Genomic DNA, 13,157 nt, shown 5'->3' with positions numbered 1-13,157 from the left:
AGCGTGATCTTCGCCGACGAGCCCACCGGCGCGCTCGACATCCGCAGCGCACGAGGCGTGCTGCGGCTCCTCCAGGAGAGCGTACGGATCCACGGACGCACCGTCGTCATGGTCACCCACGACCCGGTCGCCGCCTCCTTCGCGGACTCCGTGATCTTCCTCGCCGACGGCCGTCTGGCCGGGCAGATCGACCGCCCGACCGTCGACGCGGTCGCCGAGCGCCTCGCGCACCTCGGGGACACCGTCAACCCGGCGGCACACCTGGGAGCCCACTCGGGAGCCCACTCCGCCGGCCGGCTCGCCGACCGGTCCGCCGACAACGCGTTCGCGGGGGTCTGACACATGTTCACTCTCGCCATGAGCTCGATCCGCCGGCGCCCCGGGCGCTTCATCGCCACCCTGCTCTCGACCTTCCTGGGCGCGGCGATCATCATGACCTTCAGCTCGATGCACGACACCGCGGCGACTCCGGGCATCGACAGTCTCAGCAAGGAGTCCATCACCACGGCGGCGAACGTGGTCGGCGGCTACGGCGCCCTTCTCGTCTTCTTCGCCATCGCCTCCACCCTCACCGTCAACGTCCGCCAGCGCGGCGAGGAGATCGCACTCCTGCGCCGGAGCGGCGCGACTCCCGCGCAGATCAAGCGGATGGTGGTCTTCGAGGCCGCCGTGGTCGGGATCGCCGGAACGCTGCTGGCCATCGTGCCCGCGATGATCGGCGGCGCGCAGCTGCTCGAAGTCTTCAAGGACACCGACCAGGTCGCCGCCGGTGTGGACCATGTCTTCGGCCCGATCGCGCTGACCTTCGGCGCGACGGTCACCCTGCTGACGTCCGTCGGCGCCGCGTTCCTCGCGGTCCGCCGGGCGACCAAGGAAGCGGCCGGCGGCCGTAAGTCCCGCGGCCGGGCGAAGACCTTCGCCGGCGTCGCCGCCCTGTTCCTGGGCGCCGGCACCGTCGGCTCCACCTTCGCCATGGACAAGACGGACGTCGCGCTGATGGCAGCCCCCGGTTACGGTGCCATCCTGCTCGCCGCGGGCTTCGCGATCCTCTCGCCCGCACTGCTGCGGATCCTGCTCGGTGCCCTGACCAAGCCGCTGACCCTGGTCTTCGGCGCGAGCGGTTACCTGACCATCCACAACATGCGGCAGCGCGCCGCGCAGCTCTCCAGCGTGCTCATGCCGCTCATCCTCTTCATCAGCATCGCCACGGCCATCTTCTACATGCAGGTCATCGAGAACGACGCGGCCGAGGCCGCCGGCCTCACCCGGTCCGGCGAGGACATGAGCGTCCAGACCCTCAACTTCGTGATCGCCGGCATCATCGTGGTCTTCGCCTGCATCATGCTGGTCAACAGCCTCTACGCGGCGACCACTTACCGCACCAGGGAGTTCGGCCAGCAGCGTCTCACCGGCGCCACGCCGGGTCAGGTCCTGGGCATGATCAGTCTCGAATCGCTGATCCTGACGGTCTTCGGGGTGTTCTTCGCGACGCTGTCGGCGCTCGCCGGGATCGTCTCGTTCAGCATCGTCCGCACCGACACGGCCGTCCCGGACCAGAGCCTCGGGATCTGGCTGGCCGTCGTGGGCATCGGCGCCGCCGCGACGATCGTCACCAGCGTGGGTACGGCCTACCGGGGCCTGCGCACCCCGGCTGTCGAGGCGGTGGCACTGGCCGCCTGACATGACGCACCGGACAGCACGGGCGCCGCGCCGGACGGCACCAGACCGGACAGCACCGCACCGACAGGAAAAGCCGCCGAGGGGCAGTCGCACACAGCGACTGCCCCTCCGGGCTTTCCGGCCCGGCCGGTTGGTGCCGTCGGCCGTTATTCCCCGTCGTCACCCGAATGTGGGCATCCGCTCACCTGCCCCTCGCCACCCCGGAATCGTCGGACCCCGCTCGTATGCTCGGAACATGACGACGAGCGCCACGTCCCCCTCCGGCTCCCCCTCCCCATCCGCCAACGCCATGCGCCGCGCCCTCAAACGCGCCAGGGACGGTGTCGCGCTCGACGTCGGTGAGGCCGCCGTTCTGCTCCAGGCGCGCGGCGACGACCTGAAGGACCTGGCCGCGTCCGCCGCGCGGGTCCGCGACGCCGGGCTCGAAGCCGTCGGACGCCCCGGGATCATCACGTACTCCCGCAAGGTCTTCATCCCGCTGACCCGCCTCTGCCGCGACAAGTGCCACTACTGCACGTTCGTCACCGTCCCCGGCAAGCTCCGCCGCGCCGGCCACGGCATGTTCCTGTCGCCCGACGAAGTCCTCGCCATCGCCCGCGAGGGCGCCGAAATGGGCTGCAAGGAGGCGCTGTTCACGCTCGGCGACCGCCCCGAGGACCGCTGGCCCGAGGCGAGGGAGTGGCTGGCGGCGGAGGGGTACGACGACACGCTCGCGTACGTACGGGCCATGGCCATCCGCGTACTGGAGGAGACCGGTCTTCTCCCGCACCTCAACCCCGGCGTGCTCGGCTGGACCGACTTCCAGCGGCTCAAGCCCGTCGCGCCCAGCATGGGCATGATGCTGGAGACCACCGCCACCCGGCTCTGGTCCGAGCCCGGCGGCCCGCACCACGGCTCGCCGGACAAGGAGCCGGCCGTACGGCTGCGGGTGCTCGAAGACGCGGGCCGGTCCAACGTTCCCTTCACCACCGGCATTCTGATCGGCATCGGCGAGAACCACGAGGAGCGCGCCGACTCCCTCTTCGAACTGCGCCGCACCGCCCGCGCCTACCACGGCATCCAGGAAGTCATCGTCCAGAACTTCCGCGCCAAGCCCGACACCGCGATGCGCGCCATGCCCGACGCCGAGTTGGAGGAGCTGGCCGCGACCATCGCCGTCGCCCGGCATCTCCTCGGCCCGGCCGCCCGGATCCAGGCCCCGCCGAACCTCGTCGACGAGGAGTACGCGCTCCTCATCGGCGCCGGCATCGACGACTGGGGCGGCGTCTCGCCGCTGACCCCCGACCATGTGAACCCCGAGCGCCCCTGGCCGCACATCGACCAACTCGCGGAGCGCACCGCAGCGGCCGGGTTCGAGCTGCGTGAACGGCTCACGATCTACCCGGAGTTCATCCGGCGTGGCGAGCCCTGGCTCGACCCGCGCGTGATGCCGCACGTACGCGCGCTCGCCGACCCGGCGACCGGGCTCGCCCGCGAAGACGTCAAGCCGGCCGGGCTGCCGTGGCAGGAGCCCGACGAGGGGTTCACCGCCACCGGCCGTACGGACCTGCACCGCACCATCGACACCGAGGGCCGCACCGGCGACCGGCGCGACGACTTCGACCATGTGTACGGCGACTGGGACGCGTTGAGGGAGGCCGCAGCGCCCGGCATGGTGCCCGAGCGCATCGACACCGATGTCAAGCAGGCGCTGAAGCAGGCCGCCGCGGACCCGACGAAGCTCACCGACGACGAGGCGCTCGCGCTGCTGCACGCGGACGGTCCCGCGCTCGACGCGCTGACCCGGATCGCCGACGAACTGCGCCGCGAGGTGGTCGGCGACGACGTCACGTACATCGTCACGCGCAACATCAACTTCACCAACGTCTGCTACACCGGCTGCCGTTTCTGCGCCTTCGCCCAGCGCCGTACGGACGCCGACGCGTACACCCTCTCCCTCGACCAGGTCGCCGACCGCGCCGAGCAGGCGTGGGACCTCGGCGCCGTCGAGGTGTGCATGCAGGGCGGTATCCACCCCGACCTGCCCGGGACGGCGTACTTCGACATCGCGCGCGCCGTGAAGAAGCGCGTGCCCGGTATGCATGTGCACGCCTTCTCACCCATGGAGGTCGTCAACGGGGCCTCGCGCACCGGGATGTCGATCCGCGAATGGCTCACGGCCGCGAAGGAGGCCGGGCTCGACTCGATCCCGGGCACCGCCGCCGAGATCCTGGACGACGAGGTGCGCTGGATCCTGACCAAGGGCAAGCTGCCGACGGCGACTTGGATCGAGGTCGTGGAGACCGCGCACTCGCTGGGCATCCGCTCCAGCTCGACGATGATGTACGGCCATGTGGACCAGCCCCGCCACTGGTTGGGGCACTTCCGCACGCTGGCCGGTATGCAGCGCAAGGCGCTGGAGGCGGGGCGCGAGGGCTTCACCGAGTTCGTCACGCTGCCCTTCATCCACACCAACGCGCCGGTCTATCTGGCCGGCATCGCCCGCCCGGGGCCGACGGCCCGGGACAACCGCGCGGTGATGGCGATGGCCCGCCTCCTCCTCCACCCGTACATCACCAACATCCAGACCAGTTGGGTCAAGCTCGGCACGGAAGGCGCCGCCGAGATGCTGCGCTCCGGCGCGAACGACGTCGGCGGCACGCTGATGGAGGAGACCATCTCCCGTATGGCGGGCTCCAGTTACGGCTCGTACCGCTCGGTCAAGGACCTGATCGCCATCGCCGAGGCCGCGGGCAGGCCGGCCAGGCCGCGGACCACGCTGTACGGGGAGGTGCCCGAGGAGCGTGTACGGGCGGCGACGGCGTCCGACGGGCACCTGCCGGAGCTGCTGCCGCTGCTGCCCGCGGAGTGACGGGGGCGGGTGACCGGGGCCGGTGTCCTGCCAGTCACCGGCCACTCGCCGGCCTGTCACCAGCCACCTGCCGCCCGTGCTCAACCGTCCGTTCCCGTTCGATTACAGTGCTGCGCCAGACGTGCGTTCCGTGGAACGGGAGGGAGGGGACGCGTGAACAGGCCGGCCACCGCCATATGGGGACGGGCGGAACAGCAGGACTTCCGCAGCCGCGTCCGTGGCTGCCTCCTCGGGGGAGCGATCGGCGACGCGCTGGGCGCGGGGGTCGACACGCTCACCCTCGACGAGACCCGCACGGCGCACGGCGCCGAGGGCGTCACCGACTTCGCCCCCGCGTACGGCAGACGCGGCGCGGTCGCCGCCGCCACCCAGCTGACCCTCTTCACCGTCGACGGCCTCATCCGCGCCCAGGTCCGGCGCGACACGGGCGCCTGGCACCCGCCGACCGACGTGCACCGCGCGTATCTGCGCTGGGCGGCCACCCAGAGCGACTGGGGACCCGACGAGCGCCGCAAGGACAACGGCTGGCTCGCGCAGGAGGAGTGGCTGTACGCGCGCCGGGACCCCACGCGGCCCTGTCTGACCGGGCTGGCGGACGACGTGATGGGCACGCTGGAGAAGCCCAAGAACCCGACGGCGCGCGACGCGGGCGCGCTCGTGCGCTCGGCGCCGTTCGGGCTGCTGGTGGGCTGGGAGCCACAGTTGGTGTGCCAGCTCGCCGTGGAGTGCGCGGCGCAGACGCACGGCCATCCCACCGCGTATCTGTCGGCCGGCGCGTTCGCGGTGATCGTGCACGCCGTCGCCCGCGGCGACAGCGTCGACGCGGCCGTGCAGCGGGCCCTGGCGCTGCTGACCCAGCGGCCCGGCCATCAGCCCGTCACCGACGCGCTGGGGCAGGCGCTCGGAGCCGTACGGCAGGGGATCCCGACCCCGGGCCGGGTGGCGGTGCTCGGGGAGGGCGGGGCGGCGGAGGACTCGCTGGCGGTGGCCGTGTACTGCGCGCTGGTCGGCGAGGACGTACGCCACGGTCTGCGGCTGGCGGTGAACCACGACGGGCCGTCGTCGGCGACGGGGGCGCTGTGCGGGGCCCTGCTCGGCGCGATGCACGGGGAGACGGCGCTGCCGCCCGCGTGGCTGGCCGAGCTGGAGGGACGGCCGACGCTGCTGGAGATCGCGGACGACTTCGCGATGGAGATGACGCAGGGGCCGGCGCTGCACAGCCCGGCGGTCACGGCGTCGGGCTGGCTGACGAGGTATCCGCGGGGCTGAGGGGTGTCCTGGGGCCAGGCCCGTTGGCGGGGTTGCGCCACTCGTGGCCCGCGTATGTCCTCGATCGCCGGACGGGCTTGATGCGCGGCCCGTCCGGCGGGCATCTCAAGCCGGTCCGGCGATCGAGGACGAACCGGCCACCGGCCGGGCCCGGTGGAGCGAGTCCGGGCCCGGCACCGCGCCGGACGCGGGTCCGTCAGCCGGACGCGCCCTCGCGGCCGGGCTGCTTCGCGTCGCCCGGCTCCGCCGGCACCGGCACCGCCGCGACGGCGTCCGAACCGTCGTCGTCGTTGTTGATCTTCTGGAGTACGGCGTCGCGCTCCGGTGTGTCCTCCGGCTTGACGAAGCCGATCAGGACGTAGAGGACGAGCGAGACGGCGAGCGGGATCGACACCTGGTACTGGAGCGGCACTCCGCCGTCCACGTTCCAGCTGATCGGATAGTTGACCAGCCAGAAGGTGACCAGACCGACGGCCCAGCTGATCAGCGCGGCCGTGGGACCGCTCCTGCGGAACCAGGGCAGCAGACCCAGCATCAGCGGGATCGCGATCGGCCCCATGAGTCCGGCGACCCACTTGATGACGACGGTGATGATGTCGCCGAAGAAGGGCGAGTTGACCTGCGTCGCGATGGCCATCGACAGACCGAGGAAGAGCAGCGTCGTCCAGCGGGCCGCGAGCAGCCCGACCCGGGTGTCCCACTCCCGTACGCGACGGGAGACGGCCGGCATGATGTCGCGGGTCACGACCGCGGCGATGGCGTTCGCGTCCGAGGAGCACATGGCCATCGTGTGCGAGAAGAAGCCGACGATGACCAGGCCCAACAGGCCGTGGGGCAGGAGCTGTTCGGCCATCAGCGCGTAGCTGTCGGCCGGTACGTCGGTGTCGATGAGCACCGGCGCGACCCACATGGGGAAGAACAGCACCAGCGGCCAGATCAGCCACAGCACGGCCGACAGGGCGGCGGAACGCGTCGCGGACTTGGCGGAGTCGGTCGCCATGTAGCGCTGTGCCTGGTTCCACATGCCGCCGTTGTACTCGAAGGTCTTGATGAAGAGATACGCGATCAGGAAGACCATCATGTACGGCCCGGCCAACGGCTCCGTGTGGCCCTGGAGTTCGGGCTCGTCCCAGACGTTCCACAGGCTGCTGAACCCGCCCAGCTCCGCCAGGACGGCGACGAGCATCGCGATACCGGCGACGAACTGGATGATGAACTGCCCCAGTTCGGTCAGCGCGTCGGCCCACAGTCCGCCCACCGTGCAGTAGACGGCGGTGACCGCGCCAGTGATCAGGATGCCCATGTTGAGCGAGACACCGGTGAAGACGGACAACAGGGTCGCGATGGCGGCCCACTTGGCGCCGACGTCCACGATCTTCAGCAGCACACCGGACCAGGCGAGCGCCTGCTGGGTCGGCAGGTTGTAGCGGTTCTTGAGATATTCGAGCGGCGAGGACACCCGCAACCGCGACCGCACTCGGTTGAGCCGGGGAGCGAAGAGCCTGGCCCCGATCGCGATGCCGATGGCGATGGGGAAGGACCAGGTGACGTACGACGTGACGCCGTAGGTGTACGCGATGGCCGCGTACCCGGTGAACATCACCGCGCTGTACCCGGACATGTGGTGCGAGATACCGGAGAGCCACCACGGCATCTTGCCGCCGGCGGTGAAGTAGTCATGGACGTCGCCCACGCGCCTGTGGGACCAGACGCCGATCGCCACCATCACACCGAAGTATCCGATGAGCACGGTCCAGTCGAGACTGTTCATGTGCCCCCTCCAGGGGTCCGCCTTGTGAACGTGGGTGCGCTTCGCCAGTACGTCCGATCAGCGGCGCCCCCGTGCGGGAGCGGGGACTTCGGGGATTGAACCGCTACTCGCGGTAGCGGGTCAAGAGTTTCTACGGTCAGAGATGTGAACGCAGATCAGAAAGCCGAACCATTTTGCCAGTTCTTGACCATGTGAGCCGTTGTCGTGCACGTGACATGGGCCACACGATGGGCTGGCACTTCGTCAGACTCCGGCCATCAGTGGAGAAGGCTGTACGGGATGCGGGTTCCGTACCGGCCGGAAGAGGGGGATGCACCGGACTCACGCCATGACCTTGCGAACCGCTTCTGGGGCTCAAGCAGGCGGACTCTTCCACTCTGTCCACAGGTCTCGGGCCCTTTCGGGCAGGTCGGTCAGGGAGCGTCAGAGGGCCGGCGCCCGCGGCCATGCCGCCCACCGGCGACATCACTTTCTCCGCAGGGAAGGCGCCGGTGCCGTCCTTCGAGGCGGGCCTGATGTGGTCCTAGAAAAACCCGATCATCGCAGGTCGCAAGGCACTTCTTCGTTTCTGGGTGAACCATCCACGGGCATCAAGCCGGGGTGATCCGGGCTCGGCGCACCAGGCAAGGGGGGGTTCTGACAGTACCTGTATCACCAGGGTCTCCCCGACGTCCCAAACGCCTGTCAACCTGCTTGAGTCGAAAGCGCCGACAACACTCCATGGAAACGCGCTGCAGCTTTACCTCCATCAGTTCAATTCAGCTGCCCAGAACGCGCGACCGTGTCGGCGCATTCTTTTACGACAGAAGGGACGGAGATCAATGGCGGACAACCAGTTCACCACTCACACAGAACTTTTCGATCTGAGGGGAAAGTACGCCCTTGTCACTGGAGGCACCAGAGGTATTGGGATGATGATAGCGCGCGGCCTTCTCCAGGCGGGCGCCCGCGTCGTCATCAGCTCACGCAACGCGGACACGTGCGCGGAGGCACAGCGTCTACTGTCCGAATTCGGCGACGTTCGAGCAATCCCCGCCGACCTGTCCAGGCACGACGAGTGTCAGCGCCTCGCTGATCTTGTCCAGGCCGACTCGGAACGCCTGGACATCCTTGTCAACAACGCGGGAGCGATGTGGCGCGAGCCGCTGGAGACGTTCCCGGACGAGGCCTGGGACGCAGTGCTCGACCTCAACCTCAAGTCGCCGTTCTGGCTGGTGCAGGCAGTGCTCCCGGCACTTCGTAAGGCGGGCACCGCCGATGATCCCGCACGGATCATCAACATCGGCAGCATCGCCGCCATCCACGTCGCCCCGTCGCCCAACTACTCGTACGCCAGCAGCAAAGCGGCACTCCATCAACTCACCAGGGTACTTGCCAGAGAGCTGGGCCCACAGCACATCACGGTGAACGCGGTAGCACCGGGAGTGTTCCCGTCGCAGATGATGGCGACCACTCTCGATGCCATCGGCGACACGATCGCGGCGGCGGCCCCTCTGCGCCGGCTCGGCCGCGACGACGACATGGCGGGTGCCGCCGTGTTTCTCGCCAGCCGGGCTGGGTCCTACCTCACGGGCGCCATCATCCCGGTGGACGGCGGCACCGCAACGACCGCAACGGGTATCCATTAGGCTGCGGGACGGGCTTACGGTGAGGAGATAACCGCGATGGATCTACGCACCGAGATCCGGGAGTTTCTCAGCTCACGTCGCGCCCGCATCGCACCCGAGCAGGCGGGCCTGCCCGCTTACGGCGGCAACCGCCGGGTCAAAGGTCTGCGCCGCGAGGAGGTAGCGCTCCTGGCGGGGGTATCCGTCGACTACTACGTGCGCATGGAGCGCGGCAGCCTCGCCGGTGCCTCCGACGGTGTGCTCGACGGGTTGGCCTCTGCCTTGCAACTCGACGAAGCCGAGCGCGACCACCTGTTCCACCTCGCGCGCCAATCCAGGGTGCCCCGCAGCCCACGCCGGCGCAGGCCTGCCGTGACGGTGCGCTCGACACTGCAGCAGGTGCTCGACGCCATCTCCGATGCGCCGGCCTGGATCGGTAACGGCCGCTATGACGTGCTCGCCATGAATCAACTCGCTCGCGCGCTGTATTCACCGGTGCTGGCCGACCCGCGACGGCCCGCGAACACAGCGCGGTTCGTCTATCTGAACGCCGAGGCGGCCAGAGATCTTTTTGTCGACTATGACCAGGTTGCCGGTGACGCGGCCGCGAAGCTGCGCATGGCAGCCGGCCGCAATCCGCACGACGAGGAACTGATCGCCCTGGTCGGCGAACTGTCAACGTGCAGTGAACTGTTCCGGCAGCGGTGGGCGTCTCAGGACGTGCGGCTGCACCGGTCCGGCCGCAAGCGGGTGCGCCACCCGATCGTGGGCCAGCTCGACTTGGACGTCGAGTCCATGGAACTGCCCGCCGAACCCGGCCTGCACCTCAACGTCTACACCGCACCCGCGGGCACACCGACCGCCGACAATTTGGCGCTCCTGGCGTCGTGGGCGGCCACCCAAAAGGCACTGGCGACCGAGCTCGAACCACACGACGGATAGTCCAACCCCTTCAGCCGTACTAGGGTCCGTCTTTGCATCTCGGGCATCAAGCCGGTGGATCCGGGCTCAGTGGCAATCGCTGTGCCTGAAAGCGAGGGGCCCCCTCGGCCGGGACGGCGAACCAGACGAGAGGGCTGGGCTCGGAATCACTCGGGCCGCTCACCAAAGGTGTTCGGAAATTGTGGCTTACAGATTGCCTGGATCGGCCACGAAGGCCTCCCAGGCTTTCGAGTCGAAATTCAGGACGGGGCCGCTGGGATTCTTGGAATCACGGACAGAGATGGCTGTTGCCGGATCTGTGCGCACCTCCACGCAATCCCCGTTCGCCGAGTACGTGGACTTCGTCCACTCGGCCAAAGAACCTCGCTGATGAACCATGATCACTCCGGTGGTCGTGCCATTTCGGCGCGGGTCGAATCGCTCGCGCGCCGCATTGCGCGCTGACTTGATCGACGCTACGCCGTGAGATCATGGGTTTCATTGCGTGTTCACTCAACAGGGTGGAAATTGCCCAAGTGAGCTACCCACTTCATCATTGCGTGTGTAGAATCCGCGCCACTTCTTCTGATGATCCGTCAGCCGCCGTAGTCCGCAGCGATTTTGTCGATGAACGCCCTTGAATGCTCGGCACTGAGGGCTTTTGCCCGAAGATGCTCATACATGACGGTGTAACTCTGCACGTCATTCGCCTTCTCCAGGTAGAGGTCGCTGGTCACTCCTTCCAGGTAGACGACGGTCGCGTCCGACGCCTCCTGGAACTCAAGAATCGCGAACTTGCCGTACATACCCGGATGAGCGCCGGCGTCGTAGGGAACCACCTGCAAGGTCACGTGGGGTTGGGCACTCAATTGCGAAAGGTGCTTCAACTGGTCGGCCATGATCTGGGGACCGCCCACCACGCGCCGCAGAAGCGCCTCGTCGATGACCGCCCAGAAGCGCAGCGGGTCGTGGGGGTCCGTGAGCCGGTCCTGGCGCTTGAGCCGGATCTGGATCCGCTTCTCGACATCACCGGCCGATTCCTCGGGCCACATGCCTTCGATGACCGCCTGGGCGTACTCGCGTGTCTGGAGCAGGCCGGGGACGATGAGTGACTCGTACACGCGCAGCGAGGCCGCGTCCGTCTCCAGGCCGATGTAGACGCTGTACGGGATATCGCCGAAGGCGTGCCACCAGCCCTGCTGGCGCGAGTCCTTGGCCATTTGCATCAGCGACTCGACAATGCGTTTGTCTTCGACCTCGTACACACCGCACAGGTCGCGGACATCGCGCTGACTGATGGAACGGCGACCGTTCTCCAGACGGCTGATCTTCGACTGGGAGACCAGCAGGCGCTCCGCCACCTCCTCGGCCGTCATGCCTTTGACCTCGCGGAGCCGGCGCAACTCCTGGCCCAACCGGCGTCGCCTGACGGTGGGATTGACACTGGACGCCACGGAACGGCACCTCCTGCTGAGAAACTGCGTAGCTCTGAGTGTCTACGTCTCAGCAGACTGCCACCGATAGGGCCAATCGCGCTGGAAAACAGGCACACAGGAGAAAGCGCGGTCGATTAAGTGGACACACCGCCGCCGGACCTGTATCAGGGCGCGCGCGACGCGCGGGGGCAGCCGTTTGTACGGCTGGACCCCGCGCGTCTCTTGCGGCTCCCGAACCGGGTCTCTGGGGACGTCGGCGCGGCGGATTCGGATACCCGCGTGCTGTCGTGTCCGTGCTTTGTCGTCCGTGTTGTCTCAGTGCGCCGCGACGCGGGCCATGCCGCCGCGCTGCGGTTGCATCGGTACGGCCGGCGGTCGGCCTCCCGGTGCGGGGTTACGGCGCGGCTGAGCGGCCACACCGTTCTGGACGTCCATCACGGCATGCGCCACGAGACCGCCCATGGGGTCGTGTCTGATCAGATCCCGGAGCCGGGAGCGCGACGAGCGCCCCTCGTTACCGGGGTACAGGTGCTTGCCCAGTCCGACCGCGTGGGCCAGGGCGGCGAGCGCCGCGGTCCGCGGGTCCGGCGGTACGCCGGTGCGGATCGCACTGTCCAGCCGTGACCTGATGTCGCGGCTGATCGCCGTCTCCGTCGCCTGGTAGCGCGTCGTCGGCAGCACGCCGCACATCTGGCCCGCCACGGCATGAACCATGCCGCACCGCTCCAGATGCGCGAGGTAAATCTGACGGAGCCCCAATCGGGGCCCGCCGATCCAGTGAACTGCGCGAACCGGACTGCCACGTCTGCGCAGCAGTTCCAGCGCGGAGTCCAGAGTCGGATCTCCGGTCGGCCGTGGCATCACCACGGCGATACGATCCCCGTCAGGGGCTATCCGTCCTGCCAGAGCCAGCTCCACTAGCTGTGCTCCGGCCAGGCCGAGGTCGAGCGACTGCGGCTGCGCTGTGGTACCCGTGGCCGGGTCCAGAGCGAGCAACAGAAGCTCCTCCGGAATTGTTCTGCGGCTCCTGCCCATCCATGCCTCCCCGCGTGGATGAATGACAGGGTGACCCCTCTCACATTGGTCTGTCGAGAGTGCCTGGTTGCTTTGTGCGGGAACCGTTATGTATGTCGTTCTCGTCTTGCGCTTGGGCTGTGGTTTCCCACAGGACACTGATAATCGGTTCGGAGAGTGCGGCGGAGTGCGCGACGCGCCGCACACGCATGAGGAGGCACGGTGGCGGGCGAGTCCCCCGACAAGTCGGAGCAGCGGAAGTCGTCGGGGGAGGCGACGGCGGAACAGGACCCGAGGTTCGCGGTCTTCCGGGAGTCGGCCGCGGACGCCACTGCCGGGGAGGCGAAGGACGGCGCCGACACGTCCAAGGACGCGACACCGGCCCGCGACGGTTCCGCGGCGGACACGACGAAGCCCTCTGTCGACCCTGCGAAGGCCGTTTCCCCGGCCCGGGGCGAGAGGGGGGCCTCTGGGGCTCCTGAGGCTGCTGGGGCGCCTGTGACGGCTTCTGAGGGCCCTTCGGCGGAGGCGGAGTTGGTGGGTGGCGGGGCGCCTGCCGCGCCTGGGGCCGATTCGGCCGAGCCCGGCACCGACCGGGGGACGGCCGT

The 13,157-nt window shown here is 68.6% G+C and carries 9 protein-coding genes and 1 pseudogene; 6 read left to right on the top strand and 4 right to left on the bottom strand.

Annotated elements, in window-relative coordinates; all coding sequences use genetic code 11:
- The 4 genes and pseudogenes from ACFWV8_RS12090 to ACFWV8_RS12075 all read left to right on the top strand — a co-directional run.
- Positions 1–339, top strand: a pseudogene (locus ACFWV8_RS12090) (hypothetical protein); the annotation flags it as partial.
- 3 nt (positions 340–342) lie between these two features.
- On the top strand, positions 343–1,680 hold the full coding sequence (locus ACFWV8_RS12085) for an FtsX-like permease family protein (RefSeq protein ID WP_384200136.1): 1,338 nt from the start codon (positions 343–345) through the stop codon (positions 1,678–1,680).
- 235 nt (positions 1,681–1,915) lie between these two features.
- On the top strand, positions 1,916–4,531 hold the full coding sequence (locus ACFWV8_RS12080) for a bifunctional FO biosynthesis protein CofGH (RefSeq protein WP_384200134.1): 2,616 nt from the start codon (positions 1,916–1,918) through the stop codon (positions 4,529–4,531).
- A gap of 153 nt (positions 4,532–4,684) precedes the next feature.
- Positions 4,685–5,800 carry an ADP-ribosylglycohydrolase family protein gene (locus ACFWV8_RS12075; protein WP_384200132.1) on the top strand — a complete coding sequence of 372 codons (1,116 nt, stop codon included), beginning with the start codon at positions 4,685–4,687 and terminating at the stop codon, positions 5,798–5,800.
- Between the two features lie 196 nt (positions 5,801–5,996).
- Here the strand turns inward: ACFWV8_RS12075 and ACFWV8_RS12070 are convergent, their stop codons facing one another.
- Positions 5,997–7,571 carry a sodium:solute symporter family protein gene (locus ACFWV8_RS12070; protein WP_384200130.1) on the bottom strand — a complete coding sequence of 525 codons (1,575 nt, stop codon included), beginning with the start codon at positions 7,569–7,571 and terminating at the stop codon, positions 5,997–5,999.
- 821 nt (positions 7,572–8,392) lie between these two features.
- Between ACFWV8_RS12070 and ACFWV8_RS12065 the strand changes: the two genes are divergently transcribed.
- On the top strand, positions 8,393–9,199 hold the full coding sequence (locus ACFWV8_RS12065; protein WP_384200128.1) for an SDR family oxidoreductase: 807 nt from the start codon (positions 8,393–8,395) through the stop codon (positions 9,197–9,199).
- A 36-nt stretch (positions 9,200–9,235) separates the two neighbouring features.
- Positions 9,236–10,120, top strand: coding sequence for a helix-turn-helix transcriptional regulator (locus ACFWV8_RS12060; protein ID WP_384200126.1), 885 nt, complete (start codon positions 9,236–9,238; stop codon positions 10,118–10,120).
- Positions 10,121–10,306: 186 nt separating this feature from the next.
- On the opposite strand, the gene ACFWV8_RS12055 is transcribed toward ACFWV8_RS12060, so the two are convergent.
- From ACFWV8_RS12055 to ACFWV8_RS12045, 3 genes are all read right to left on the bottom strand, one after another.
- Positions 10,307–10,498, bottom strand: a complete 192-nt coding sequence (locus ACFWV8_RS12055) for a DUF397 domain-containing protein (protein WP_384200124.1) — start codon at positions 10,496–10,498, stop codon at positions 10,307–10,309.
- Positions 10,499–10,695: 197 nt separating this feature from the next.
- Complete coding sequence (locus ACFWV8_RS12050; RefSeq protein ID WP_329386356.1) at positions 10,696–11,553, bottom strand: helix-turn-helix transcriptional regulator; 858 nt, start codon at positions 11,551–11,553, stop codon at positions 10,696–10,698.
- Between the two features lie 297 nt (positions 11,554–11,850).
- A complete protein-coding gene (locus ACFWV8_RS12045; RefSeq protein ID WP_329386358.1) occupies positions 11,851–12,570 on the bottom strand; it encodes a GPP34 family phosphoprotein in 720 nt (239 codons plus the stop codon).
- Positions 12,571–13,157 lie beyond the last annotated feature (587 nt).

Origin of the sequence: Streptomyces sp. NPDC058665, assembly GCF_042714995.1 — a bacterium.
Lineage (GTDB): Bacteria > Actinomycetota > Actinomycetes > Streptomycetales > Streptomycetaceae > Streptomyces.
The sequence above is the reverse complement of the archived record's forward strand: the minus strand, read 5'-3'. Positions and strand labels throughout refer to the sequence as shown.

Bases quoted from the DNA above. Each gene is read 5' to 3' on its own strand.
- ACFWV8_RS12065 (WP_384200128.1), top strand. From the start codon at position 8,393: ATGGCGGACAACCAGTTCACCACTCACACAGAACTTTTCGATCTGAGG.
- ACFWV8_RS12085 (WP_384200136.1), top strand. From the start codon at position 343: ATGTTCACTCTCGCCATGAGCTCGATCCGCCGGCGCCCCGGGCGCTTC.
- ACFWV8_RS12080 (WP_384200134.1), top strand. From the start codon at position 1,916: ATGACGACGAGCGCCACGTCCCCCTCCGGCTCCCCCTCCCCATCCGCC.
- ACFWV8_RS12070 (WP_384200130.1), bottom strand. From the start codon at position 7,571: ATGAACAGTCTCGACTGGACCGTGCTCATCGGATACTTCGGTGTGATG.
- ACFWV8_RS12060 (WP_384200126.1), top strand. From the start codon at position 9,236: ATGGATCTACGCACCGAGATCCGGGAGTTTCTCAGCTCACGTCGCGCC.
- ACFWV8_RS12045 (WP_329386358.1), bottom strand. From the start codon at position 12,570: ATGGGCAGGAGCCGCAGAACAATTCCGGAGGAGCTTCTGTTGCTCGCT.
- ACFWV8_RS12055 (WP_384200124.1), bottom strand. From the start codon at position 10,498: ATGGTTCATCAGCGAGGTTCTTTGGCCGAGTGGACGAAGTCCACGTAC.